The organism is Brevibacillus antibioticus, from assembly GCF_005217615.1.
Classification (GTDB): Bacteria; Bacillota; Bacilli; order Brevibacillales; family Brevibacillaceae; genus Brevibacillus; species Brevibacillus antibioticus.
On the sequence record NZ_SZNK01000001.1, the window covers coordinates 4,655,001 to 4,679,303 of the forward strand.

29 protein-coding genes (1 of these 29 cut by a window edge) are annotated in these 24,303 nt (G+C 48.3%); all 29 read right to left on the bottom strand.

Annotated elements, in window-relative coordinates; translation table 11 throughout:
• Positions 1 to 359, bottom strand: partial view of a lysine--tRNA ligase gene (gene lysS, locus E8L90_RS22405; RefSeq protein WP_137031423.1) — the 5' portion only. 1,162 nt of this gene lie to the left of the window's left edge; 359 of the gene's 1,521 nt are visible here — the first part of the coding sequence; the start codon lies at positions 357 to 359; the stop codon falls past the left edge of the window.
• Between the two features lie 102 nt (positions 360 to 461).
• Positions 462 to 938 carry a transcription elongation factor GreA gene (gene greA / locus E8L90_RS22410; RefSeq protein WP_007725265.1) on the bottom strand — a complete coding sequence of 159 codons (477 nt, stop codon included), beginning with the start codon at positions 936 to 938 and terminating at the stop codon, positions 462 to 464.
• Positions 939 to 1,155: 217 nt separating this feature from the next.
• Positions 1,156 to 2,184, bottom strand: a complete 1,029-nt coding sequence (gene dusB, locus E8L90_RS22415; protein ID WP_137031424.1) for a tRNA dihydrouridine synthase DusB — start codon at positions 2,182 to 2,184, stop codon at positions 1,156 to 1,158.
• Positions 2,185 to 2,254: 70 nt separating this feature from the next.
• Positions 2,255 to 2,464, bottom strand: a complete 210-nt coding sequence (locus E8L90_RS22420) for a helix-turn-helix domain-containing protein (protein WP_137031425.1) — start codon at positions 2,462 to 2,464, stop codon at positions 2,255 to 2,257.
• Entirely contained in the window at positions 2,416 to 2,946 is a 531-nt protein-coding gene (gene folK, locus E8L90_RS22425; RefSeq protein ID WP_137031426.1) for a 2-amino-4-hydroxy-6-hydroxymethyldihydropteridine diphosphokinase, read from the bottom strand. Before folK ends, E8L90_RS22420 begins: the two co-directional genes overlap by 49 nt.
• Entirely contained in the window at positions 2,943 to 3,314 is a 372-nt protein-coding gene (gene folB, locus E8L90_RS22430; RefSeq protein ID WP_137031427.1) for a dihydroneopterin aldolase, read from the bottom strand. Before folB ends, folK begins: the two co-directional genes overlap by 4 nt.
• Before the next feature lie 2 nt (positions 3,315 to 3,316).
• Positions 3,317 to 4,504, bottom strand: coding sequence for a dihydropteroate synthase (gene folP, locus E8L90_RS22435; protein ID WP_208759441.1), 1,188 nt, complete (start codon positions 4,502 to 4,504; stop codon positions 3,317 to 3,319).
• A 52-nt stretch (positions 4,505 to 4,556) separates the two neighbouring features.
• Positions 4,557 to 5,402: an aminodeoxychorismate lyase gene (gene pabC, locus E8L90_RS22440; RefSeq protein ID WP_137031428.1), complete on the bottom strand. Its 846-nt coding sequence runs from the start codon at positions 5,400 to 5,402 to the stop codon at positions 4,557 to 4,559.
• 38 nt (positions 5,403 to 5,440) lie between these two features.
• Positions 5,441 to 5,611 (bottom strand): twin-arginine translocase TatA/TatE family subunit, encoded by a 171-nt coding sequence (gene tatA, locus E8L90_RS22445; RefSeq protein WP_012683944.1) that lies wholly within the window; start codon positions 5,609 to 5,611, stop codon positions 5,441 to 5,443.
• A gap of 140 nt (positions 5,612 to 5,751) precedes the next feature.
• Entirely contained in the window at positions 5,752 to 7,113 is a 1,362-nt protein-coding gene (locus tag E8L90_RS22450; RefSeq protein ID WP_137031429.1) for an alkaline phosphatase, read from the bottom strand.
• Positions 7,114 to 7,294: 181 nt separating this feature from the next.
• The gene (pabA, locus tag E8L90_RS22455; RefSeq protein ID WP_137031430.1) at positions 7,295 to 7,879 is read right to left on the bottom strand and encodes an aminodeoxychorismate/anthranilate synthase component II; all 585 of its coding nucleotides are present in this window, start codon (positions 7,877 to 7,879) and stop codon (positions 7,295 to 7,297) included.
• A gap of 17 nt (positions 7,880 to 7,896) precedes the next feature.
• Complete coding sequence (locus E8L90_RS22460) at positions 7,897 to 9,390, bottom strand: anthranilate synthase component I family protein (RefSeq protein ID WP_137031431.1); 1,494 nt, start codon at positions 9,388 to 9,390, stop codon at positions 7,897 to 7,899.
• 120 nt (positions 9,391 to 9,510) lie between these two features.
• Positions 9,511 to 10,443, bottom strand: coding sequence for a cysteine synthase A (cysK, locus tag E8L90_RS22465; protein ID WP_137031432.1), 933 nt, complete (start codon positions 10,441 to 10,443; stop codon positions 9,511 to 9,513).
• An 82-nt stretch (positions 10,444 to 10,525) separates the two neighbouring features.
• Positions 10,526 to 11,428 carry a peptidyl-prolyl cis-trans isomerase gene (locus tag E8L90_RS22470; protein ID WP_137031433.1) on the bottom strand — a complete coding sequence of 301 codons (903 nt, stop codon included), beginning with the start codon at positions 11,426 to 11,428 and terminating at the stop codon, positions 10,526 to 10,528.
• Between the two features lie 28 nt (positions 11,429 to 11,456).
• The gene (gene hslO, locus E8L90_RS22475) at positions 11,457 to 12,329 is read right to left on the bottom strand and encodes an Hsp33 family molecular chaperone HslO (protein WP_137031434.1); all 873 of its coding nucleotides are present in this window, start codon (positions 12,327 to 12,329) and stop codon (positions 11,457 to 11,459) included.
• Between the two features lie 190 nt (positions 12,330 to 12,519).
• Positions 12,520 to 13,464 carry a sigma-70 family RNA polymerase sigma factor gene (locus tag E8L90_RS22480; RefSeq protein WP_088910250.1) on the bottom strand — a complete coding sequence of 315 codons (945 nt, stop codon included), beginning with the start codon at positions 13,462 to 13,464 and terminating at the stop codon, positions 12,520 to 12,522.
• A 251-nt stretch (positions 13,465 to 13,715) separates the two neighbouring features.
• The gene (locus E8L90_RS22485) at positions 13,716 to 14,675 is read right to left on the bottom strand and encodes an ABC transporter ATP-binding protein (RefSeq protein ID WP_137031435.1); all 960 of its coding nucleotides are present in this window, start codon (positions 14,673 to 14,675) and stop codon (positions 13,716 to 13,718) included.
• 25 nt (positions 14,676 to 14,700) lie between these two features.
• Positions 14,701 to 15,618 (bottom strand): C40 family peptidase, encoded by a 918-nt coding sequence (locus tag E8L90_RS22490; RefSeq protein ID WP_137031436.1) that lies wholly within the window; start codon positions 15,616 to 15,618, stop codon positions 14,701 to 14,703.
• A gap of 1 nt (position 15,619) precedes the next feature.
• Positions 15,620 to 16,714 (bottom strand): dipeptide epimerase, encoded by a 1,095-nt coding sequence (locus tag E8L90_RS22495; RefSeq protein WP_137031437.1) that lies wholly within the window; start codon positions 16,712 to 16,714, stop codon positions 15,620 to 15,622.
• A gap of 149 nt (positions 16,715 to 16,863) precedes the next feature.
• Positions 16,864 to 18,522 (bottom strand): peptide ABC transporter substrate-binding protein, encoded by a 1,659-nt coding sequence (locus tag E8L90_RS22500; protein ID WP_137031438.1) that lies wholly within the window; start codon positions 18,520 to 18,522, stop codon positions 16,864 to 16,866.
• Between the two features lie 103 nt (positions 18,523 to 18,625).
• Complete coding sequence (locus tag E8L90_RS22505; RefSeq protein WP_137031439.1) at positions 18,626 to 19,651, bottom strand: ABC transporter ATP-binding protein; 1,026 nt, start codon at positions 19,649 to 19,651, stop codon at positions 18,626 to 18,628.
• A gap of 5 nt (positions 19,652 to 19,656) precedes the next feature.
• Positions 19,657 to 20,544: an ABC transporter permease gene (locus E8L90_RS22510; protein ID WP_425267135.1), complete on the bottom strand. Its 888-nt coding sequence runs from the start codon at positions 20,542 to 20,544 to the stop codon at positions 19,657 to 19,659.
• Positions 20,545 to 20,570: 26 nt separating this feature from the next.
• Positions 20,571 to 21,509, bottom strand: coding sequence for an ABC transporter permease (locus E8L90_RS22515; protein WP_137031441.1), 939 nt, complete (start codon positions 21,507 to 21,509; stop codon positions 20,571 to 20,573).
• A 163-nt stretch (positions 21,510 to 21,672) separates the two neighbouring features.
• Positions 21,673 to 22,014, bottom strand: coding sequence for a DUF3870 domain-containing protein (locus E8L90_RS22520; protein WP_137033560.1), 342 nt, complete (start codon positions 22,012 to 22,014; stop codon positions 21,673 to 21,675).
• A gap of 137 nt (positions 22,015 to 22,151) precedes the next feature.
• Positions 22,152 to 22,715, bottom strand: a complete 564-nt coding sequence (locus E8L90_RS22525) for a hypothetical protein (RefSeq protein ID WP_137031442.1) — start codon at positions 22,713 to 22,715, stop codon at positions 22,152 to 22,154.
• A gap of 55 nt (positions 22,716 to 22,770) precedes the next feature.
• Positions 22,771 to 23,187 (bottom strand): hypothetical protein, encoded by a 417-nt coding sequence (locus E8L90_RS22530; protein ID WP_137031443.1) that lies wholly within the window; start codon positions 23,185 to 23,187, stop codon positions 22,771 to 22,773.
• Complete coding sequence (locus E8L90_RS30360; protein WP_007725191.1) at positions 23,187 to 23,339, bottom strand: hypothetical protein; 153 nt, start codon at positions 23,337 to 23,339, stop codon at positions 23,187 to 23,189. The genes E8L90_RS22530 and E8L90_RS30360 overlap by 1 nt, the downstream gene beginning before the upstream one ends.
• Positions 23,340 to 23,342: 3 nt before the next feature.
• On the bottom strand, positions 23,343 to 23,666 hold the full coding sequence (locus tag E8L90_RS22535; RefSeq protein ID WP_244297539.1) for a hypothetical protein: 324 nt from the start codon (positions 23,664 to 23,666) through the stop codon (positions 23,343 to 23,345).
• A 484-nt stretch (positions 23,667 to 24,150) separates the two neighbouring features.
• Entirely contained in the window at positions 24,151 to 24,297 is a 147-nt protein-coding gene (locus E8L90_RS30365; protein ID WP_167497616.1) for a hypothetical protein, read from the bottom strand.
• Positions 24,298 to 24,303 lie beyond the last annotated feature (6 nt).

Sequence of the window (24,303 nt, forward strand, 5' to 3'; positions counted from 1 at the left end):
ATATCAGCCAAATCAAATACTTTGCTCAGCTCTTCGCCAACGGTATCCTGACGGACGTAGATTTGAATCTGACCGGAACGATCCAGCAGTTGAGCAAAGCTCGCCTTACCCATTCCACGTTTCGCCATCAAGCGGCCTGCGATCGTAACCACGTTCTCTTCCGCTTCCAGCTCTTCCTTGCTCTTTTCGCTAAAAGCTTTCGTTATATCTGCAGCGTGATGCGTTTGCTCGAATTTTTTACCGAACGGATCAAAGCCCCACTCACGCAATTGATTCATTTTGTCGTGACGCACTTGAAGAAGCTCGTGGAGCCCTTCCTGTTGCTGTTCTTCTTGCTGTAGGTCTTGCTCGTTTGCCATTTCACTCACTCCTCTAGAAAATGCCTGCATTAACAATTTTGTACAGACTTTTATAATAGCGATACGGCGTACCTCGTAAAAGGTACGCCATAGATCGACTGCTTACAGGTTAATATCAAGAATCTCGTACTGGATGACTCCTGCCGGTACGTTTACGTCAACAATCGCGCCTTTTGCTTTGCCGAGGAGCGCTTGACCTACCGGGGACTCGTTGGAAATCTTGTTGTTCATCGGATCGGATTCAGCAGAACCTACAATCGTGTAATCCATTACATCACCGAACTCGAGATCTTTCAGCTTCACGCGGGAACCAACACTTACAACACCTGTATCTACATCTTCATTTGTGATGATACGGGCATTGCGCAGCATTTTTTCCAGGGTCAGAATGCGGCCTTCAATGAACGCTTGCTCATTCTTTGCTTCTTCGTATTCAGAGTTCTCACTGATATCTCCAAAGCTAATCGCTTCTTTAATACGAGCAGCTACTTCTTTGCGTTTAACCGTTTTCAAATCTTCAAGCTCTTGTTCCAGCTTCGTTAAACCTTCTGGTGTAAGGATGACTTCTTTTTCAGACATGGTTCAATTCCCCCGTTTTAAAAAATGATTCCATTTATACTGGGTAAAGTACAAAGGATTATATGTAGATGTTCTATACAATATACAGCAGAATGCAATCGTCTGTGAGGTTCAAAGGTAAAGCTGCCAGTGAGGACTGGCAGCTCGGCACCCAATATTACGGAGTATTATAGGATATGAAGGAACCCTTGTCAATGTCTGGAATGAACCACCAATTTTAGTAGCTGACAGCCTCATCACTTGCTGTTTCCAGCAGTTCTTCGCTATCATCTGCGTAGTTTTCGATCCAGTCGACATAGTTCATGAGGACGCTGCGAAGCTCCTCTTCTGTCTCAACCGCATTCACGAGATTTTTCGTGTGCGTTGAGCCCTTCAAGCCTTTCAAATAATACGCCGCGTGCTTGCGCATCTCAAGAACTCCCACTCTCGAACCCTTAAGCGCGATTAAACGCTCTGCGTGCAATAAACAAATATTCATCTTTTCACGTGCGGATGGCTCCGGACCAAGCTCGCCCGTCGTCAAGTATTGAATGGTACGATACAGCATCCATGGATTTCCGAGCGCAGCGCGTCCAATCATGACACCATCGCAACCCGTTGTATCCAGCATTCGTCTCGCATCCTCAGGAGTAGCGACATCCCCGTTTCCGATCACCGGAATCGAAACAGTTTCCTTCACACGACGGATCCATTCCCAGTCAGCTTGCCCTTTATACATTTGTACGCGGGTGCGTCCATGAACAGCAACTGCTTTACCGCCTGCACGTTCTACTGCCTTGGCGTTATCCAGTACGTACAGATGATCTTCGTCCCAACCCAATCTCATCTTCACGGTAACCGGCTTGTCGACCGCGTCGACCACAGCAGATACGACTTCGTAGATTTTATCTGGATCGAGCAACAGACGCGCACCTGCATCACAGCTCGTAATTTTCGGCACAGGACATCCCATATTGATATCAATGATATCCGCGTTTGAATGCTGGTCTACATATTTCGCCGCACTCACCAACGTTTCCTTGTCTCCACCAAAAATCTGCAAACTTAGTGGTTTTTCGCGTTCGTCGACAAACAGCATATCCATCGTTTTTTTGTTTCCATGCACAATACCCTTGTCGCTTACCATCTCAGCGCAAACCAATCCAGTACCGAACTCCTTGGCAATCAGACGAAAAGCAGGATTACAGACACCTGCCATTGGAGCGAGAACTACGTTGTTCTTTAATTCGATATTGCCGATTTTCATCTATATTCGCCTCCTTATTCCCGCTTAGTCGGGGTCTTGGAGAGGACAATCCTATCCAAACTTCATTACATCACTTATTTATAGCACATAATTCATCGTAGTCTACCTGTAAAGTGCTGGCGATCCTCCGTAATACAGGCTCTGTTGGCGTACGAGTTCCTCTCTCTAGTGATCCAACAAACGACAGTGACACTCCCATCTTTTCCGAAAGGGACTGTTGCGTATACCCTTTTAGTTTTCGGAAGGACCGGATTCGATTTCCCAGTTGATTGCTCCCCACTCACGTACCCCCTTGTGATCCTCTACCAATAAGGAAAGATAATGATCAATGGTCTGGTTATGCTCAGGTAAAACGCCGCCTTCCCAAACGTCCCGAAGCGGCACGAGTACAAAAGCACGCTCGCTTAGCCCGGGATGAGGAATCATGAGATTGTCTTGCGAAACACGAGATGTCCCGTACAACAGTAAGTCAATATCAATCGTGCGCGGCCCCCATAGAACCGTTCGTACACGACCCAACTCTTGCTCTACTGACAATGCCGTCTCTAGCAGCTGATCCGGGGTTTGTTCTGTTTCCACAGCGATCGCCATATTCAGAAATGCGTCTTGTTCGACGTGACCAAATGGATCGGTCTCATAAACAGAGGAGACACGAAGCACGCGAATTCCAGGTTGCTCGTTTAATCTCTGTATCGCCCGGCGCAAGTTCTGTGCCCGATCCCCGAGATTGGAGCCTAGCGCCAAATACGCACAAACTGTCATGGAGTAAAATCCTCTCTTCTGCGGATCATCTCAATCGCGACCGACTCATAATGCCCATTGATCGGCGGATTCGGCTTGGTCACTTTTGCTTTGACTTCATGCAAAGGGAATTGCGCAAGTAAACGTTCGACTATCACAGCAGTCAGTTTTTCTACCAGATGAAATCGTTCACCCTCGACAATTTTTTGCACACAAGTAAAGATATCGGCGTAATTGACTGTATCGTGAAGATCGTCACTTGCTCCGGCTTTGGATAAATCAAGCGAAAGCTCCAGATCGACATAAAACCGTTGGCCCAGTTCAGCCTCTGCTCCAAACACACCGTGATATCCGTAAAAAGACATGCCATTGAAGTAGATTTTATCCAACGTTAAATGCCCCCTTTTAGCATCGCGTCCATCATCTTCGTAACGCGCTTCATTTCTTTGACATCATGCACCCGTACCATATGACAGCCTTTTGCCGCCCCGAGAGCAACTGTTGCTGCCGTACCTTCGACACGTTCATCTACGGGCAAGTCGAGAACATGACCGATCATCCGCTTGCGTGAAGTGGCGAGCAGAACGGGATAGCCCAGCCCTACCAGATCATCCAGCCTGCGCATCGTTTCGAGATTTTGCTCGACAGTCCTTACAAACCCGATCCCCGGGTCAAGGATGATTCGCTCCTGTTTTACCCCTGCCTGCAAGGCGATCTGTACGGACTCACGCAGGTCTTTGATATAGTTTGGGAAAAAGTCGTGATAGTCCGTGTCTTCGCGATTGTGCATCAGGATAATCGGCACATCGAGATGAGCAGCTACTTCTGCCATCCGCGGGTCACGCTTCGCTCCCCATACATCATTGATAATATGTGCCCCTTCCAAAATGGCCCGTTCTGCAACTGCCGCTTTGTATGTGTCAATGGACAGCGGAACAGACAATTCCTCCGAAAGCATCCGAATGACTGGCAGCACTCTGTCCAGCTCCGTCGCCTCGTCGACTGCTTCCGACCCCGGACGTGTCGATTCTCCCCCGATATCAATCAGGTCAGCTCCGGCCTCAACCATCGCACGCGCTTGTGCGAGTGCTGCCTCTACATCGACAAAGCGACCGCCATCCGAGAACGAATCAGGTGTCACATTCAAAATACCCATGACTAGCGTACGCTCTCCCAGCGGCAGGACATACTGGCCACAGTTCAGTTCTCGGCGCGCACGAAGCTTGGCAGGCATAGCTAAAACTTCCCGTACCTCTGCCGCCAACGCTCGTAGCTCTTCTGTTTGCGTTTTCATATGATCCAACGCCAAATTCATCTTTTTGTGTGAAGCCAACAGCAGCACGTATTTTTTGTCGGCAGTACCTGGTTGGTCTGAAACAATGGCTTGGGCATCGAAAGAGCGCATAATCTCCCTCACACTCTCCGCTACAGCCACACTCATGTTTTCCGTGTGAATCTTCAGGCTCGTCCCCACTTCCGCCATGCGTTCGGCTTCCGAAACAGGAACACCCCTTTTGACAAGCTCCGATACCATCTCAGCGAAGGTCGCAGCATGGATTCGAAATGAATTGTGTTTCATGATCAAACTCCCTATTTCCGTCTTCGCACATTGAATAGTAGCATACCATAATTTACTCGCTAGCCGCTACAGACTGACGGTAGGCGCGGTGCAGTTCGCACGAGTATGTACCATATGTCGAAGGGACGCAATGCCCGTCAATTTCGGTAATCGGAACGATCTCTTGCACGGAATTTGTCGTAAAGACTTCATCGGCGTTGAGCAGCTCTTCCAAGCGATATCGACCTTCTTCGACAGGCATCGATAATTGCTGTGCCAAAGTCAAAACATGTCGCCGCGTCACCCCATCAAGAATGCCCGTATCAAGAAAAGGGGTAAACAACTGACCGTTCTTGATCCAAAACACATTGCTCACAATTCCTTCCGCCACGAAGCCATCATGCGTCAAAAACAGGCCTTCCACATCGGGACGTGCACCGAGTTCTTGCCGAGCGAGGGCATTGTTTAAGAAATTATGCGATTTAAAGCGTTGCTGGCCTTCTGCTGTCTGTCTCGCCAACGCCAATGTCTGCAACCGCTTTGGCACGGGAGGTACTACCAGAGGTGCTACGGGTTTGGCAAATACAAATAAGGATGGACGCTCGTACCCCCCTGCTACCAAACCTACTCCTTCTGCGCCAGCCGTAATACTCAAGCGGACGTAAGCATCACGCAACTCGTTGGCATCTATCGTCATTAAGATAGTTTCAGCCAGCTCTTCCTTTGTCCAAGCAGGTCGAATCTGCAACGCAAAAAGCCCGGAACAAAGCCGGGCGTAATGAGCATCCCACAGAAATAGCTTGCGGTCGTATACGCGTAACGTTTCAAACAAACCAATACCGTACAAAAACCCGTGATCCAATACCGATACGGTAGCCTCGTGAGCCGGACAAATCGTCCCGTTTACATAAACGTGCATCTGCGCTCTCTCCCGATAATATAGTCGAGAGCATCATATCACATCTTTTTCTCCTCTTCATCCGGGGTCAAATCTTTCATCGACAGCTTAAACTCATTTAAAGTCTGTCCAACTGCACGACCAATCTCCGGCAGCTTCTTCGGTCCGAAAAGCAACAAGGAAATGATCAAGAGCAAAATCAATCCGGGAATACCGATGCTCGACAGCATTGCTACAACACTCCTTTTCCTGTCAAATACCCAGTCTCTTCAAAGGATGTGCATAAAGCATCCGATCTACTCCCAGCCCCAAGTGAAAAAGGCTACCACAGAAGCATGGTAGCCAATTTTTCACGAAAGTTTACTCTCGCTTACTTTTTCCCGCCCAAGATTTCAAAGATAACATCCGCATTTTTTGTGTTGTCGATCAATCCAGATACTTTCTCTTTTCCAGGACCATATGCATAGACGTTTACATCCTCGCCTGTGTGTCCACCGGTTGTCCAACCTGTAAAGGAACGAATATCGATAATCGCTTCGATGGCATTATCAATTTTCACTTGGTCTTTCGTTTCAGCAGCTTTCTTCACAGAAGCGATTTCTTGCGGAGTCAGCTCCAGGTCAATGTACTTCTTGAGTGTTTCTTCTACTTTTGCACCTTTTGCAATTTCAGTCGAAATGAAATCAGGCGTACGTTTCACTGCTTTAATTGGCTCTACCAAGAAGTTGTACTCATCTTTAGCTCCTACAGACAATCCACCCGTGGAATGGTCAGCAGTGGCGATAACCAGCGTATGGCCATCTTTTTTCGCGAAATCAATCGCTGCTTTGAAAGCTCGCTCGAAATCTTCCATCTCGCTCATTGCGCCAACGATATCGTTGTCATGACCAGCCCAGTCAATTTGGCTTCCTTCCACCATCAGGAAGAACCCATCCTTGTCCTTGCTCAGACGATCGATCGCAGCATTTGTCATTTCTTCCAGGGAAGGTGTTTCCTTGGGGCGGTCGATCATTTTGTCCATTCCGCCATCTGCAAACAATCCGAGAATTTTGTCGTTTTTGTCGTCCAATAGTTCGCTCTTCGAAGTAACGTAGCTGTAGCCATCTTTCTTAAACTCTTTCGTCAGGTCACGATCTTTACGAACGAAGTTTTTCAAGCCACCACCAAGCATTACGTCAATAGAATGCTCGCCGTTAATTTTCAAATCATAGTAATCATTCGCAATCGCATCCATATTTTTTCGGCTTTCGTCATGGGCACCATAAGATGCAGGGGTAGCATGAGTAATTTCGGAGGTCGCTACCAAGCCAGTAGATTTGCCTACTTTTTTCGCGCGCTCGAGTACGGTTTCTACTTCTGATTTGTCGTTGTCTACCGCAATCGCATTATTGTATGTTTTTTTACCAGAAGACATCGCTGTAGCAGCAGATGCGGAGTCTGTAATATTTTGCTTGTGGTCTTCTGCGTACGTCATTTGTGCACCGACCAAATATTTATCGAATTCTGTCGGCTCCATCAGTGGAGTCGAAGGGTCGTCCTTCATGTAACGATGTGCGGTTGTGTAAGCAGTACCCATCCCGTCACCGATCAAGAAGATTACATTTTTCACTTTTGCGTTGTTATTATTTTCTGCTGCTTGTACAAGACCTGTAGTAGGACCGAAGAACGCTGTAAAAGCCAGCGAGGAGATTACTGCCACTGGAACGAGTTTTTTGGGGAATGTACGGAACATCATGTACCTCCTAAGAAATGAATTATTATTTAATTTCAGCTTGATTGTAATCTTCCAATATTGAGAAATGACGTGGGCAATGTAAAGAAGTTTAAGGAAATAGTAAAGATAGATTTACATTTGTCGATGAAAGCAAAAAACCGCCCTCGAAAAAAGGCGGTTTTCCTGTCGTATCTATGTGTTAACCTGTCGTATGGCGCGCGTATGCAGTAAGGAAGTTCTTTAGCAATTGTTTGCCGTGCTCCGTAATGATCGATTCAGGGTGGAACTGGACCCCTTCGATTGGGTACTCTCGATGGCGCACAGCCATAATTTCACCTTCGGCTGTCCGAGCGGTTACTTCCAGCTCTCTCGGAATCGACGCTTCCTCAATAATCAAGGAATGGTAACGTGCCGCTGTAAAAGGGGACGGGATGTCCTGAAAGATAGTTTTGCCATCATGGAAAACTTCCGACGTTTTTCCGTGCATCAAGCGCTCGGCCCGAATGACTTTTCCACCAAACACTTGCCCAATGGACTGATGGCCCAAGCAAACACCCATAATCGGAATTTTTCCGGCAAAATGGCGGATCACATCCATGCTGATCCCCGCTTCATTTGGCGTGCACGGTCCTGGAGACACCATCAAATAATCAGGTGCCAGTCGCTCAATTTCTTCCAACGTAATCTTGTCGTTGCGATACACTTGGAGCTCTTCCCCAAGCTCTCCCACATACTGCACCAAATTGTAGGTAAAGGAATCGTAGTTATCAATCATCAAAATCATCGTACACTCGTCTCCTCTCAACTCATCATTCTCTGCTCGCTCAACTCAAGCGCTTTCCACAACGCTTCTGCCTTTTTCAATGACTCGGCATATTCGGCCTCTGGAACTGAGTCAATCACGATACCCGCTCCAGCCTGGACATGAGCTACGCCATCCTTGATCACCATCGTGCGGATGGCAATGTTGACCTCGATATCACCATTGAAGCCAAACCAGCCGATTGATCCCGTATAGACGCCTCGCTTGACTGGCTCCAGCTCTTCGATGATTTCCATCGTGCGAACTTTTGGTGCTCCGGTGATAGTACCTCCCGGAAAAGTCGCTTCAATCGCATCAAGCGCATCCTTGCCTGCTGCCAGCTCTCCTTTAACGTGAGAGACGATATGCATGACGTGGGAATATTTCTCCACAACCATGAATTCGCTAACCTCCACACTGCCAAAGCGACAGACACGACCCATGTCATTGCGTTCCAGATCAACCAGCATGACATGCTCTGCACGTTCCTTTTCATTATCAATCAGCTCACGTGCCAAGGCATCGTCTTGCTCGTCCGTTAAACCACGTGGACGTGTACCGGCGATCGGACGCGTATGCACTTCCTTGCCTTTTACCTTTACAAGTAACTCTGGCGAGGCACTAACCAATTGAAATTCAGGGAAGCTCAGATAGCCCATATACGGAGACGGATTCAGCTTGCGAAGCACATCGTACACTTCTGGGGCAGTCACCTGCACCGGCTTGCTTTGCCGTACCGACAGATTGACCTGAAAAACATCCCCTTGGGCGATGTACTCCTGCACGCGACGAACGGCATCCTCGAATTGGTCTTTGGCAAAGGATACAGACGCTGGCACTAGCTTGGCAAGCGGTCTTTTTCGCAAAGCTTCCCAATCTGTCTCATCGCGATCCATTGCCAATGAAGCAATCGAGTCCATGCGTTTTTCCAGCTGGAGTGCTGCTTGTCGATAGCTCTCTTCGCTCAAATTGTCCGCGCTCAAATGCGTCAGGCAAATGATCTCTCGGGTCTCATGATCAAAGACAAGAAGGTCTTGCATTATCATAACATACAGGTCTGGCAACTGTAAGTCGTCAGTCGCTATCTGTGGCAAGCTAGGCTCAAAAAAGCGGTTCATCTCATAGCTGATATAACCTACCGCGCCTCCGGAAAAATCTGGCAGACTTGGAAGTGCAGGCGTACAGTAACGAGAGAGCAGCTCTCGTAAAGCATTCAATGGGTTGTGAGTTTCTATGCTCTCGATTTTCCCTTCCGGGTACGAAACGATGGTTTCTCCTCGCTGGCTGCGCAGCGTAGCGATAGGCTCATATGCCAAAAAGGTATACCGCCCAGCTCGTCCACTTTCCAGCAGGACAGCATTTTGCAGAGAAGGCTGTAGTTTTGTGAGCACCTGCCACGGATCAATCGTCGAAGACCACGGTCTACGCAGGGCTAGGGGAACCAACGAATAAGATAAGGCATACGTCTGGCAATCAGCAAAGGTAGGGAACATTCTTCCTCTTCACGCTCCGGTTTTCACTATTTATCCGTTCATTATATAGTTGCCTGACACAAAAAGAAAAGACCACGTCGCCATCGTGGCGCCCCGTGGTCTTGCGGTATCTTTTTACAATTAATCTTCGAACTGATACAGAGGCGTGGACAAATAACGCTCCCCATTCGAAGGAATGACAACGATCACTTTTTTGCCTTTGCCGAGCTTCGCTGCTACTTGCAGAGCCGCATGGATCGCTGCTCCTGAAGAAATCCCGCCGAGAATGCCTTCCTGACGAGCCACACGACGTGCAGTTTCAAAAGCGTCCTCGTTTTCTACCTTAATGATCTCGTCGTAAATTTGTGTATCAAGAATATCCGGCACAAAGCCAGCCCCGATACCTTGGATCTTATGTGGACCTGGTTTGCCGCCAGACAAAACTGACGAAGCCGCAGGCTCTACAGCCACGATTTGTACTTTCGGATAGTGTTCACGAAGAACCTGCCCTACACCCGTAATCGTTCCACCTGTACCGATACCGGAAATAAACGCATCTACGCCGCCGATTTCCTTCGCTTGGTCCAACAGCTCACGAGCCGTTGTCTCACGGTGAATGGCCGGGTTTGCCAGGTTTTTAAATTGCTGCGGAATGAAATACGAGCTATCTTCTTTCGCCAGCTCTTCTGCTTTGCGAATCGCTCCGCCCATCCCTTCGCTGCCTGGTGTGAGAATCAGCTCCGCACCATACGCACGCAACAAGTTGCGTCGCTCCATACTCATCGTCTCTGGCATGACCAGAATAGCACGATATCCTTTTGCAGCAGCAACCATCGCGAGTCCAATACCGGTATTTCCGCTCGTAGGTTCAATGATGGTATCACCCGGTTTCAGACTTCCATCTGCCTCTGCTGCCTCAATCATCGACAACGCAATTCGGTCTTTTACACTGCTGCCCGGGTTGAAGAACTCCAGCTTCAAGTAAATGTCTGCAATATCTTCAGTGACAACACGATTCAGCTTCACAAGCGGAGTAAATCCGATCAATTCGGTAATGGAATTAGCCACGCGCATATGTTCTGCCCCTCCTATTTTCAATAACCGAGTAAAACGCTAGGATTTATTGACATAATTATATCAACGGTAGCCTATTTGGTCAATGAGGCATTTGCCCAGGAATCTGGACCCCTACCGATTTTTGCAATCGCTCCAGCACGACATCCAGTGATTCGACCTGGGCAAATGCGATTTCTCGGCGCAGCTCATCTTTTACCTCTTCAAACGTCCGTTGACTGGCTTCCTTGCGCTCTGTCAGTTGATAAATGACGTATTGTTCTTCTATTTTGATCGCTTCACTATATTTGCTTTTCTCCAGCTTTTCTACAATGGGCTTCGCCTCGTCAGGCAATCGATTATCCTTAATGGAAACCCAGCCTACATCGCCGCCGTTCACAGCTGTATCCTCATCAATCGAACGCTCTTTGGCAATCGTCTGAAAGTCGGCCCCGTTTTTTAAATCAGTCAGCACTTGTTCCGCTTCTTTTTGGGAAGCCACGACGATTTGTCCTACATGCATTTGCATCGGTCGGGTATAGCGGTCAGCTCGGCTATTGTAGACGTTTAGTACTTCTTCATCCTTGATGGTCATGTCCTTCGTTGCCAGGGTTTGCAGCAGGATTTGGTAGGAAATCTCCTGCTTCAGGGCTTCCACGGTCGTTCCCGCTTGTTTTAACAACGCAGCCTCAAACTCGCTGTCTGTCCGACTGCCGTAACTGTCGCGAATCTGGGAAAGCTCTTGCTCTAGCTGCTTCGGATCAACCGTGATGCCAGATCGCTTCGCCTCTTGAAAAACGACTTCCCGATTAATCATGTCGTTTAGCACTTGCTTACCGAACTTTTGTTTCAGCGCCGTTACATACTCGTCGTTGCTAATCGTCTGATCCCCCACGATGGCGGCAGGCTGCAGCTTGCCTGATGCCTGGAACCATGCCCAGGTAACGGCAAGCAGCAACAATACAAGCGCCCCAATGAATGCCCACAACCCTTTTACGTTGGTCATGCCAACACTCCCCTACTTGACGCCGCGCTTACATGTCTTTCAGGATGTCTTCCAACGCGGATCTGTCATAATGGTAACGTTCATTACAGAAATGACAGTGTACTTCTGCTTCGCCCTGTTCCTCAATCAGACCTTCCATTTCTTCGCGTCCCATGCTGATCAGTGCCTGAACAACCTTATCCGCTGTACATTTGCAGCTAAATTGAATCTCCGTGCGGCTCAGGATTTTTGGCTCATCCAATACGCGGGCCAAAATCTCTTCAGGAGTCAAACCTTCGCCAATCATGCGAGAAACCTGTGGAAGCTGTCCCAAGCGCTCTTCAATTGCTGCCACAACCTCTTCAGGTGTATTCGGCAACAGTTGAAGAATGAATCCACCCGCAGCCAAAACAGAACGGTCTTCAGGATTAACCAGTACACCCACACCTACTGCTGAAGGCGTTTGCTCGGACATCACAAAATAATAGGTGAAGTCTTCCCCAATCTCTCCAGAGACGATCGGCGCACTGCCTTGATACGGCTCCTTGAGACCGAGATCTTTTGTTACGTACACAAACCCGTCTGTTCCCACTGCACGCGCTACATCGAGCTTGCCTTTATCGTTTAGCTCAAAGTGTACGTGTGGGTTGGATACATATGCGATTCCTTCACCATGTGCGTTTGCTTCCGCCATGATCTGCCCGATTGGTCCGCCCCCTTTTACTTTGACATGGAGGCTCTCGTTTCCTTTTAACATCGCCCCCATCATCAAGGTAATGGTCAGCGTACGTCCCGCTGCTGCTGTCGCTGTATTCCACATATCATGACGACGACGCATATCTTCGACAGATTCTGTCGTGCGTGCGGCAAATGCACGAACATGCCCATTAAAACCAGTTGCTCTTATCATATAATCGCCCATGTAGCGATCCTCCTTTTCAAGCTACCTCTTTACATAGCGAAAAAATCATGAAGCTATCTTACCAGTTTACCACAAGGAGAAAAAGACTACGCTTCTCCCGCTGTGAGTCTGACACTTTGCGAATTCGATCATATTTCTGACAGAAAAAGCCCCTCTGTACGAAGAGGGGCCGAAATAACCAAATCCTATGTTAGGTTAAATAATCTTTTAATACGTGTGAAGCTTTTTGCGTTCGCAATCGGTCAATTGTCGTCGCTTCAATTTGGCGAATACGCTCGCGGGTAAGACCAAACATTTTCCCCACTTCCTCCAGCGTATACACTTGATCATCATAGAGACCATAACGCATGGAGATAATTTCTTGGGCGCGGGGACTAAGTCGCTCCAACGCTGCGCGCATTTGCGAGCGAAGGTCCACTTTTTCAATCCAGTCATCCAGCGAGGACAACCCATCATCCATGATTTCTGCGTAGCTCAAGCTCTCGTCTTCATGCCAAGCCTGCCATTTCTCACTATCCAGTTCAGCGTCGATGGATTCCATCTTCATCATTAAAGCCAGTTCGATGGCCTCCACCTTTTCTAATGGGATATCCAAGAGTACGGCAATCTCCTGCCGATCTGGCGTCCGGTTCAAGGCATGGACAAGATGTAGTACTTGCTTCTGATACTGGCGAATTTGCTCATGCATGTGGACAGGAATGCGAATCAAAGTTGCTTTGTCGTTGATGGCACGGGTGATCGCTTGAGAAATCCACCAGTGTGAGTAATGATAGAGACGCACGCCACGTCCCACATCAAATTTGTCAATCGCGGTAAACAAACCTATCGTGCCCTCCTGAATCAAATCCAGGAACGGCATCCCTCTTTTCAAATGGCGCAAAGCGGTACTAACTACGTATCGTAAATAGGCGCGCACAATCGTTTCACGTGCTTCAAGATCGCCATCCCTTTGATAGCGAATCAGGCAAGCAAGCTCTTCTTCTTTGTCCAACATGGGTGTTGCAGCGACGCTTTCCAAAAACAGTAGAGCAGAAGTGTCCGACCGAAGCGATCTAGGGACAACAATTCCCAACTGTGTCTCCACTTCCCGCCAACGACGGGGAGTTGAATGGAACGAGGAGGTACTCAGAGTCATATGCAACCCTCACTTCTCTGGAATGGAAGATCACGATGAAGTAGGTGAGTCACGGAATGTTTTACTGTATCCGTATTTCGACAAAACCTGTTCGATTCCTGCTAGTTAACAGAATATTAACAGTTCTCCTCTCCGAATAGTTGATGAAAGCCCTTTCATAGTATATAGTTAGAAGTTTATGAAGAAAATGCCATCCCCATTAACGAAGGATGGCAAAAAGATAATGTTGAATCTTCTGATAAAATCAAGAACTACTGATACAAGTGACAGGCGACGAAGTGGTTGGTGTCCACTTCCTGCCAGATAGGCTTCTTTTCGGCGCATACGGCTTTGGCTACTGGACAGCGCGTACGGAACACACATCCGCTAGGTGGATTGATCGGGCTCGGAACGTCTCCTTCGATAATGGTGCGCTCACGGCTTTTCTCCAAATCAGGGTCAGGGACAGGAATAGCCGACAACAACGCCTGCGTGTAAGGATGCTTCGGTGATTCGTAAAGAATTTCACTGGCAGTCATCTCGACCATATTGCCTAGGTACATGACGCCAATACGGTCACTGATGTGCTTGACCATCGCCAAATCATGCGCGATAAACAAGTACGTCAGCTTTTGTTCCTGCTGTAATTTCTTCATTAAGTTAACAACCTGTGCCTGAACCGAAACATCAAGTGCCGAAATCGGCTCATCGGCAATGATGAAGGTAGGATTGACGGCAAGCGCCCGAGCAATGCCTATCCGCTGTCGCTGACCACCACTGAACTCGTGCGGGAAACGGTTGGCATGCTCTTTCTGCAAACCAACCATCTCCAACAGCTCAATCACTCGATTCATCCGTTCCTTCCCTTTATATAGCCCGTTCAGATACAGACCCTCCGAAATGATTTCCGCGATGTTCATTCGGGGGTTAAGAGAAGCATACGGGTCCTGAAAAATCATTTGCATATGGCGTGTCAGCTTGCTCCGCTCAGCAGATGATGCCTGATGGACGTTTTGCCCGTCAAAAATGACCTCACCTGTCGTCGGTTGATACAATCCAATGATTGTACGGCCCGTGGTCGATTTGCCGCAGCCAGATTCCCCTACCAGTCCAAACGTTTCCCCCTCGTATATATCGAAGGAAACATTGTCAGCTGCCGTAAGTGAGAGCCCTTTACCCAACGTAAAGGTTTTTGTCAGGTTCTTTACCTGGATCAGCTTCTTTCGTTGCATCTGGCCACTCCTCCCCGTTATCCGTTTACCAGTATCGTCTAGAGACGCAATGTTCCTTTTCGAGCTTGTAGCCATCCAGCTTGACGATCTCGATGACACTTCGCGAATCCGGAGAATGAATCATTTCACCATTCCCCATGTAAATGCCCACGTGATGAACTCTGCCTTTCCCCTCTTCATGGGCAAAAAACAGCAGATCGCCCGGAAGCAAAGCTTCTTTTTCAACAAGCTGTCCGGCTTTTGCCTGATCAGATGCATCACGCGGAATCTGGAGACCGACAGAACGGTGCATGTTGTACGCAAACCCTGAGCAGTCATACCCGTAAGAGGACATGCCTCCCCATAAATAATGCAGGTCGAGGAATCGTTTGCCCGCTTCTACGATTGCCTCTCCACGATTTCCGGAAAGCTCGATGGGCTCGTTTGCTTTTATGATTTGTACATCTGCTTTTGGCAAAAGTCCTGTGCCGTTCGGTGTCGCTACCGTTACCCAGTCTGCGGTTTCCTCGATCAGCGGCAGTTTGGTCAAGAAGGCAAGCTCCATGTCCGGCTTTTGGTCAGGTTTATGTAGACGGGTAAACGCCGCCGTGACCATCGCCAGTTTTTGGCCTTGCTGTACCTCAAAAGCATCTGACCACGGCGCTAGCTGGCGAGACGGGACCCAGCCCGGATAGCCAGTTGCGTTTTTGTTCGTAGTCTGATCAGGAATTAGAATCTGTGACCAATCCCCTTGCTCCTCGACTACCTCTACGCGCGTACCGTACAGGGCTTGTGTTTGAATCGCGTTATTGTCGTAAAAACCAAGCTTCTCCTCCACAGTAAGGGAAGCGAGCCAGCTTCGTGCATCTACTAGGGATTGGAGCGCTACTTGGTCAATATCACGCGGCGACTCCGGCTTGGTCCACACAGTGGCAACAGAGACAGAAACAATGGCAGATTTCATCTTAGTTCTCCCCCTCCCACAGGCTGACGGAACGAATACCGAGTCCAGACTCTTCTGGCATGCGCATCAAGCGACCTTCGTATGTTACGCCACCTTCTATGCCATCGTGCAAAAGCATCAACGGAGCATCAAAATCAAAACGCGTGATGTTCTTCTTGCTGGCCGCAAAATGAGCTGCTGCTGATACAGCCAGACGAGATTCGATCATGCTGCCAACCATGCATGGAATACCGTACTCTTCAGCCAATTGGTTGATCAATTGTGCTTTGTAAATGCCGCCAGCCTTCATCAGCTTGATATTAATCATGTCAGCCGCACGGTTTTGCAAAACCTGCAGGGCCTGCGCTGGTGAAAACACACTCTCGTCAGCCATGATTGGCGTATCCACTGAATCTGTTACCCGCTTCAAGCCTTCCAAATCATGTGCTTTTACAGGCTGCTCAATGAGTTCGATGCCAAGACCCATGTCCTCCATTTTGCGAATGGATTGCACCGCTTCTTTTACATTCCATCCTTGGTTGGCATCAAGACGAATCTTCACCTGATCGCCAACGGATTTGCGAATTTCCTGGATACGCAAAATGTCATCCTCGATATTGTCCTTGCCAACCTTGATTTTCAGTACGTGAAAGCCTTGCTTGAGATAGGCAGCCGCATCCTCGCCCATTTCTTTCGGGGAGTTCACGCTAACGGTATAGTCAGTCTCCAATTGGTCACGGTAGCCGCCTAAGAATTGATACAACGGCATTCCTGCGCACTGAGAAATAAGGTCGTACAACGCAATATCTACCGCTGCCTTCGCACTCGTATTTCCTACCATGGATTGATGCAAGGTTTGGAAAACTCGTTCATAGGCAAGCAAATTCAAGCCGATGAGCTGAGGTCTCATCGTATTCATAATCGCCGACTCGATGCTCTCGATGCTGTCTCCGGTAATGACGACAGTAGCCGAAGCTTCGCCCCACCCGACCATACCGTTGTCGCAGGTGATTTTCACCAGAATCGATTCCAGACTATGCACCGTACGTAAAGCTGTTTTAAAAGGCTTTTTCAATGGAACAGATATTCGTTTTACTTCGATGGCTTGAATAATCATGTTTTCCTCCATCTTCTCCAGCACTCGTGCTTTTTCTTGCTGTTTTTTCTAATAGACATACCAAATTATAGCACTATTAAAAATTCTAGCAAAAAAGGGGGGAGAGTCATTCCATCGGCCAGAAATGACTTCTCCCAACTCACCCTTTCTTACTTCACGACAGCTTTTCTCAGGTCTGTGTAGCTCAGTGAAGAGCTTTGTACGCCACTCGCCTTGTCGCTTGAGAGCAAGGAAGTGTTGTAGAAATACAGCGGTGCGATTGGCGCTTCATCCAACAATAGTTTTTCTGCGTCATGCAGTAGCTTCAGACGTTTTGCATCGTCTGGCTCCTTATATGCGTCTTGGATCAGCTTGTCGAATTGCGCATTGCTCCAGCCCGTACGATTGCTTGCTGCCTTCGATTGGAAAATATCGAGGAAGTTGATCGCATCACCGAAGTCAGGTAACCAGGAAGAACGAGCAATTTGATACTGCAATTGCTTTTGCATATCCGTCAAAACTTTTCCTTCTACCTTTTGCAGCTTCACATCGACGCCCAGCGTCTGCTTCCACATTTCTTGCGCGGCTTGTGCCGTTTTTTCGTTAGCCGTTCCGCTGCGGTACGTGAGTGTAACCTCTGGCAGCTTTGTGTAGCCTTTTTCTTTGATTCCTTGTTCCAGGAGCTTCTTCGCTTCATCTGGGTTGAACTTCACCAATTCTCCGCCCACTTCACGGAATTGTCCTTCACCGTTGGCATCAGGCAAGCCGAAAGATACGAAGCCTGTTCCCGGTTTTTGCTGACGCATCAGCACTAGGTCGACCAGTGTCTTACGGTCAATCGCCAAGCTAAAGGCTTTACGAATATTGGCGTTATCAAATGGCTCCTTCGTTACATTGAAACGATAGAACTCTGTACCTGCTCCATCACGCACGAATACTTTGCCTTCTTTGAACAATTGGTCTGCCATGTCTGCAGGAACGGTTGTCGTTCTGTGCAGCTCTTCGTTCGTAAACATTTGATACTCGGTATTCTCGTCATCAATCATTTTCCAAACGGCACCAGACAGCGTTACATTTGCTGCATCCCAGTACGTATCGCTCTTCATTATTTTCAGTTCACTGTCATGCGCCCACTCTGTCAGCTTGAACGGTCCGTTTCCAACAAAGCTTGCTGCTTCTGCTGCCCATTTCGGATCTTTTTCTACAGTTGCTTTGTGTACAGGGAAGAATGCTGGGTTGGATGCCAACAGGAGCGTCCAGGAAGCTGGTTGAGCGAGCACGACCTCTAAGGTTTTGTCGTCCACGGCTTTTACTTTTACGCCATCCGCCGGTCCTTTCCCGCTGTTATATGCCTCCGCACCCTCAATAATGTACGCGAGGGATGCTGCCGGAGATGCCAGTGCAGGATCAAGCATGCGTTTCCACGCGAATTCGAAGTCCTGAGCCTTTACCGGCTCACCATTGGACCACTTATTGTCACGCAGGGTAAAGGTGTAGGTTTTTCCATCCACGGAGATTTTCCATTCGGAAGCGGCCGCTGGTTGGGGCTTTTGATTTTCGTCAAGGCGAGTCAAGCCTTCCATTAGATTGTTCAAAATGTTATAGGACGGCTCATCGAAACCAATCGGCGGGTCCAATGACGTCGGTTCCTTGATATTATTCAGCAACAGGAGCTTTGCCGCTTGATCGCCCGGCGTCGGAGCGTTTGGCTGAGCCGTGTTGCCTGGTGCAGGCTCACTCGGTGCAGCTGGTTGACCCGATGTACATCCAGCCATGAGCATGGACACACCCAGCGTAGCCGTCAGCAGCAATGTTGATAGTTTTTTCACTGTTTCTTCCCCCTTATTTTTTTGTTTTTGTATGACGTAAAAGGATAGCGCCGTCGGACGACACCCTCTTTTACACGAATGCATTGCCTTCGACAGCCATGAATCAGGTCCCCGTTGGCGGTTGCATCGACGCCAGCACCTTCTTCGCCCGTGGGTCCTGCAACCAACAGGAAACCGCGTGTTTGCTATGGACATGGGTCTGGGCAGGCTGGTAATTCCGGCATACTTCCAACGCGTAATCACAGCGCGCAGCGAATGCACAGCCAATTGGCGGGCTGAACAAATCCGGGGGTGTTCCGGGTATAGGACTCAACGGAATAGAGCGATCCGCATCCAAACGGGGCATCGACGCCAGCAAACCTTTGGTGTACGGATGCTGCGGATTGTAAAAAATGTCACGAACTGGCCCGGACTCTACCACTTTTCCGGCATACATAACGTTGACCCGATCCGCAATCTTGGCGACGACTCCCAAATCATGCGTGATAATAATGATCGAGACTCCCGTCTTTTGCTGAATACTTTTGAACAGCTCGATGATTTGCGCCTGAATCGTTACATCCAACGCTGTCGTGGGCTCATCCGCAATCAGAATGGATGGCTTACAGACAAGCGCAATCGCAATCATGATCCGTTGGCGCATCCCACCACTGAACTGATGGAGGTACTGCTTGAGACGACTTTCTGGATTGGCGATTCCGACCAAGGTGAGAATTTCAATCGCTTGCCGCTTAGCTTCACTTCTGGCGACCTTTTGATGGCGAATGATTCCCTCCATAATCTGCTCACCAATGGTGATGGTCGGATTGAGTGACGTCATCGCGTCTTGAAAGATCATGGAAATTTCTTTCCCACGTAGCTCGCGCATTTGCTTTTCCGGCAGCTTTGCCAGGTCCTGCCCTTTAAAATGAATGCTTCCACCCGCGATTTTTCCGATATGCTCCGGGATCAGTCGCATAATGCTCCTTGCAGTCACGCTTTTCCCACATCCGGATTCACCGACAATCGCTAGTGTCTCCCCTTTGTTCAAGGTAAAGTTGACGTCCCGAACGGCGTTTACTTCACCACCATGCGTCTTGAATGTGACCCGAAGCCCACTGACTTCCAGCAGCTTTTCCGTTTTATCCATGTTGCCTACCTCCTTGACTTCGGATCGAATGCATCGCGCAAACCATCACCGAGCACGTTGAACGCGAGCATCGTCAGCGAGATGAGGAAAGCAGGGAAAAAGAGCCGCCACCAATGACCGGACAAAATGGTGGGGAGTCCATCGTTCGCCATCACACCCCAGCTAGCCATTGGCGCCTGAATACCCAGACCGAGGAAGCTTAGAAACGCCTCTGCGAAAATCGCAGAAGGAACAGATAACGTGACATAGACAATGATGATGCCAATTGTGTTGGGCAGCAGGTGCTTGCGAATGATGTAGAAAGGCTTTGCCCCCATTGTTTTTGCTGCCAGTACGTACTCCGAGTTTTTCATTTGCAGGACCTGACCGCGTACAGTCCGGGCCATCCCGATCCAACCGGTCGCACTTAAGGCGATAATAATGGTTAAAAGTCCCGGCCCCATGACGACCATCAGCAAAATCACCACCAACAAATAAGGAAGTCCGTACAAAATGTCGACGAAGCGCATCATGATATTATCGATTCGCCCGCCCAAATATCCGGCAATTCCTCCATACAAGACACCAATGAAAAAATCGATAAGGGCTGCCGTCAAACCGACAAACAGGGAAATGCGCGCACCATACCAAACACGCGTGAACACATCGCGGCCAAAATCATCAGTCCCGAACCAGTTCGCTTCCGATGGCGGTTTGTTTTTCATAACAATCGACTGTTTGGCGTATTCATGACCAGAGATCATCGGTCCAATTGTAGCCATAACCCCAAGCAAGATAATAACCACCAACCCCATCAGAGCCAGCTTGTTTCCTCTCAGACGAAGCCAAGCTTCTTGCCAAAACGTCAGTTGAGGTCGCACAATCGCTTCCGCATTGAGGCTGTCTTTGCGCATGGGGATAAATAAATCATCAGAAACGATCATCCTTCGCTCTCCTTTCGATGTAGCTTAATTCGCGGATCAATGATGCCGTACAGGACATCGACGACAAACATCAGGAAGATCAAGAGTGCGCTATAGAAAACGGTCGTTCCCATAATGACGGAATAGTCACGGTTATTAATGCCAGCGACGAAATATTTCCCCATCCCAGGAATCGCAAATATTTTTTCGATCACAAAGCTTCCCGTTAAAACGTTGGCAATCAGTGCGCCTAAAAGCGTGACGACAGGCAAAATCGCATTACGCAGTGCGTGCTTCAACACGATTGTCGCCGGAGACAGCCCTTTTGCACGAGCGGTTTCAATATATTCCTGGGTCAACACTTCTAGCATGTTGGTACGGGTCAAACGAGCGATAATCGCAATCGGACCAAATGCCAATGCAAGCGCTGGCATAATCACATGCTGCCAAGTACCCCACGTTGCGGTCGGCAACAGCTTCCATTCGACCGCCAAATATTTGATTAATAAGGAAGCGACAACAAAGCTGGGAACAGATATTCCGATAACGGCAATAATCATGGCAAGGTAATCAATGAGACGGTTATGTCGTAGCGCGGCGATCACACCGAGCGCGATACCAGCGACAATCGCAAAGACGACAGAAATCAGACCGAGTTGAAAAGAAACGGGGAATCCACGGGCGATCATTTTGTTGACCGTATCCGAGCTGTTGGCAATCGATGGCCCAAGGTCAAACTGCACCAGCTTTTGCAAGTACAGCCCGTATTGGACGAGTAGTGGCTTATCCAGGTTGTAGTAGGCATTGAGATTGGCAGCAACTGCTTCGTTTAATGCCTTTCCTTCTTTTTCAAAAGGAGATCCTGGAACGGCATGCATCAGGAAAAAGGTGAGGGTAATGATGAGCCATAACGTCACGATCATGGAGATAAATCTGCGCAAGACAAAAGATAGCAAGGACTCTCCTCCTTTTCATCAAAAATCCGTAAGACCATGTTGATGGCAGTGACTGAACTCTCCTCATAAGCAAAAAACCCAGCAAATGCACGCAATCATGGCATTTGCTGGGTTTTACTTACGTGTATGCCGTGCATACGAATAAATAAAGCAGCGGGTGTATTCATTTGGTGACTGTGGCTTTATTTCTCGTGGAAACTGCTTGTTTGTACTTCTTTTGCGCGTCCTTAAACGCTGCGATCAATGTTTTTTGGGAAGATCCAAAATACCGAAAGCGAATCTCTTCGCCAATTTCCTCCGACGCCATAATCGAATGACCGATAAAGATCGACCGAGCAAAATCAGACGTCAATTGGACCGTGGAGGAACAGGCCGCATCTACGATCTTGTCGTTGGAAGTATCGACAACCAATCCGACAAAAAAAGCACTGAATTGCTGTGTAATCGGATTGTTCGAGGAGGACTGTGCATCGCCTACGATATAAATGGTATCTTTATCAAACAAATCAATAACCCCGCTTTTACTATGCTTAACGGACCGGCGAACGGGATGTTTGGAGAGCGACTTCCTCACAATCGCAAGCTGGGTAAGCACTTTCCTACATAGTACCAAAAGAATTTGAAATTTGCAAATAAGTCTGATTAATCTTTCAACTCCTCTACAGATACGACTGGAAACGAATGCGACGGCAGCATCGGCAGAAACGGTCGCTCGTCGATGTAAGCAACTACGACATGGGATGGACCGACCATTGTCTTCGGTGCGAGCTGCAGTTCCTCCCCATCCTCAGTTACGACGGTAATCTGCAGCATGCCACCTCCCGGACGAGCAGGTCCTTTCGTTGCCCGCTCTGTCACGAGTGTTGTCCCATTGTACTGTAGGCGTAATTGGAGATCATTGCGCCACGAACGGAAATCTACATAATAGCGTGAGAAAGGCATGGGATCAGTAGTCACACTGTCTGCTTGAGGGACGAACATGGCTTGCTCACGACGGTAGCCACCATTCTCGTACATTCTTTCATCAAAACGTTCAAGAGCCTCGTCTTCGAGCAGATCAATCACACCCTCTGTTTTCAATATAGGATCAACAGCAAAGGTGGCGTGATGATTAGACAACTCCAGGAGTATCTTCACTTCTGTTTTTTTCTGCATGGCGATGTCTGCATCTACAATAAACATACCTACCAGCAAAAAGAACAGCATCGTAGAAATGGATAAGATGTTTATACCCGTAACGATAGCCTCCTAACAGGAGCTTTTACAGATCGTAGTCCATGATGTTAACTGTACCTATTCTTTGAACTTGCAAGGAATCAGCCGGCATTGGAATCCATGAGGTAAAGCGGGGGTATGGAATTGCCAGCTCCACGACAAATTCATCTTCGTGGCTCCATAGGACGGGATCAAGTGATCGAGTGCGAGTGACACTGACAGACAGGTCCTGATCTGGAACGGAAAACTTTTTCTCCCTCAGCTCCCGAGCGATCAACGCCCGAACCTCTTGTTCCAAGTTGGCTTCACTTGTCCCCCCGTGGTTGCTGACGTATTTCGTGGCGGCCGCGCTCACTTCCAATAATTCGTTTCTGGCCTGAACGACTGTATGTACCTGTAAAAGTCCTAATGGAACGAATAGCATAACCATAATGTTTAGAATCACAGCGATTAATTGACCCATTAGCCTGTACCAAAACGCGTTACTTCAGCGAGCAAATCACCGAAAAACTGCGTGCATGCCGAAAGGAGATTTTGCGGACCCGTGAGAAGCAAGCCCACCGTCAAAGGCAAAACAATAGCCATTACAGCCAATATGCTAATCATTTTATTCATGCACTACCACCCTGGATCAAAGTATTCGGACGGCCTGCTTCCCGTAAAGGAAAAGGATGTATCCCCCTCCACAAATTTGTGCAGCCATTGGGTCACTTTTGAAGGCTGGATGATAACCGACAAGGTAATCGCCTCCTGCCGCTCTTTGCGAGCTCGCTCGCTCTCAGTTCGAGGCCAGCTCCCAGCAAACGCATCCTCTGTCACTTCCCAACCCAGTTCTTTCATTTTCAGTAGATAGTAATCTGCTAAAGTAGGCTCCAAGTACCCGATGTCCTGCATATCATCCAGTAAGTCAGCATAGATTCCACGGGCAATCGCCCTTTCCATTGCGTACAAGTGGTAAGCTCCCAGTGCGGAAGTGATCAATAGAAGGACCAGTAGACAAATAAGAAAGACTTTTGCTTTCACCATCGTTTTAGAAACGCCAGCTCTTCTTTAATGGAAGATGACCGTCGCTGCTCGATACACCCTTTCTTGTTGTGTCTGTTTAAGCTGCTCCTCTGGTTGGAGATTCCAAAGCACCGCGCACAAGCTCCCTACCATAATCGAAATGATGAGAAGTACGTGGATGTGCAACATCACTTAGACGACGTATAGGATGTGCCGTTTTGCATCCTAAAGTTGATGTTTTCATTTCGAGTATCGTAGTTCAGCGATGTGATGGATTGGTTAATGCTCTCGGCAGAATCGTTTGCCGCAGGGCTTAACTCATTGCCATAACTGCTTACACCGATCCCTAACACCATGACACATGCTAAAAATATAAAAAACATTTTCGACATCTCAATTTTCCCCTTTTCTCATACGTGATTTAAGGTATGGCTTTGTCGATCCATCCAACTGCTCGAGCTCTCAGCCCATCTTCTCTCACTACCGATGTGTTTATTTCAGACAGGCTAGAAACGATTATTCCTAAAGAGAAAACGATGCACATGATGATAGATAATAGCTTCGTCATGAATTG

What these genes read in the sequence shown, in the direction of transcription:
- E8L90_RS22490 (WP_137031436.1), bottom strand. Translation starts at nt 15,618, where the DNA reads ATGAAATCTGCCATTGTTTCTGTCTCTGTTGCCACTGTGTGGACCAAG.
- E8L90_RS22460 (WP_137031431.1), bottom strand. Translation starts at nt 9,390, where the DNA reads ATGTTCCCTACCTTTGCTGATTGCCAGACGTATGCCTTATCTTATTCG.
- E8L90_RS22485 (WP_137031435.1), bottom strand. Translation starts at nt 14,675, where the DNA reads ATGCAACGAAAGAAGCTGATCCAGGTAAAGAACCTGACAAAAACCTTT.
- E8L90_RS30365 (WP_167497616.1), bottom strand. Translation starts at nt 24,297, where the DNA reads ATGACGAAGCTATTATCTATCATCATGTGCATCGTTTTCTCTTTAGGA.
- dusB (WP_137031424.1), bottom strand. Translation starts at nt 2,184, where the DNA reads ATGAAAATCGGCAATATCGAATTAAAGAACAACGTAGTTCTCGCTCCA.
- hslO (WP_137031434.1), bottom strand. Translation starts at nt 12,329, where the DNA reads ATGGGCGATTATATGATAAGAGCAACTGGTTTTAATGGGCATGTTCGT.
- E8L90_RS22510 (WP_425267135.1), bottom strand. Translation starts at nt 20,544, where the DNA reads ATGCGCAAAGACAGCCTCAATGCGGAAGCGATTGTGCGACCTCAACTG.
- greA (WP_007725265.1), bottom strand. Translation starts at nt 938, where the DNA reads ATGTCTGAAAAAGAAGTCATCCTTACACCAGAAGGTTTAACGAAGCTG.
- cysK (WP_137031432.1), bottom strand. Translation starts at nt 10,443, where the DNA reads ATGCGCGTGGCTAATTCCATTACCGAATTGATCGGATTTACTCCGCTT.
- tatA (WP_012683944.1), bottom strand. Translation starts at nt 5,611, where the DNA reads ATGCTGTCGAGCATCGGTATTCCCGGATTGATTTTGCTCTTGATCATT.
- E8L90_RS22470 (WP_137031433.1), bottom strand. Translation starts at nt 11,428, where the DNA reads ATGACCAACGTAAAAGGGTTGTGGGCATTCATTGGGGCGCTTGTATTG.
- folP (WP_208759441.1), bottom strand. Translation starts at nt 4,504, where the DNA reads ATGAAACACAATTCATTTCGAATCCATGCTGCGACCTTCGCTGAGATG.
- pabC (WP_137031428.1), bottom strand. Translation starts at nt 5,402, where the DNA reads ATGCACGTTTATGTAAACGGGACGATTTGTCCGGCTCACGAGGCTACC.
- E8L90_RS22525 (WP_137031442.1), bottom strand. Translation starts at nt 22,715, where the DNA reads ATGCTGTTCTTTTTGCTGGTAGGTATGTTTATTGTAGATGCAGACATC.
- pabA (WP_137031430.1), bottom strand. Translation starts at nt 7,879, where the DNA reads ATGATTTTGATGATTGATAACTACGATTCCTTTACCTACAATTTGGTG.
- E8L90_RS22450 (WP_137031429.1), bottom strand. Translation starts at nt 7,113, where the DNA reads ATGTTCCGTACATTCCCCAAAAAACTCGTTCCAGTGGCAGTAATCTCC.
- E8L90_RS22480 (WP_088910250.1), bottom strand. Translation starts at nt 13,464, where the DNA reads ATGACTCTGAGTACCTCCTCGTTCCATTCAACTCCCCGTCGTTGGCGG.
- E8L90_RS30360 (WP_007725191.1), bottom strand. Translation starts at nt 23,339, where the DNA reads ATGAATAAAATGATTAGCATATTGGCTGTAATGGCTATTGTTTTGCCT.
- E8L90_RS22535 (WP_244297539.1), bottom strand. Translation starts at nt 23,666, where the DNA reads ATGGAAAGGGCGATTGCCCGTGGAATCTATGCTGACTTACTGGATGAT.
- E8L90_RS22505 (WP_137031439.1), bottom strand. Translation starts at nt 19,651, where the DNA reads ATGGATAAAACGGAAAAGCTGCTGGAAGTCAGTGGGCTTCGGGTCACA.
- folK (WP_137031426.1), bottom strand. Translation starts at nt 2,946, where the DNA reads ATGACAGTTTGTGCGTATTTGGCGCTAGGCTCCAATCTCGGGGATCGG.
- E8L90_RS22495 (WP_137031437.1), bottom strand. Translation starts at nt 16,714, where the DNA reads ATGATTATTCAAGCCATCGAAGTAAAACGAATATCTGTTCCATTGAAA.
- E8L90_RS22530 (WP_137031443.1), bottom strand. Translation starts at nt 23,187, where the DNA reads ATGGGTCAATTAATCGCTGTGATTCTAAACATTATGGTTATGCTATTC.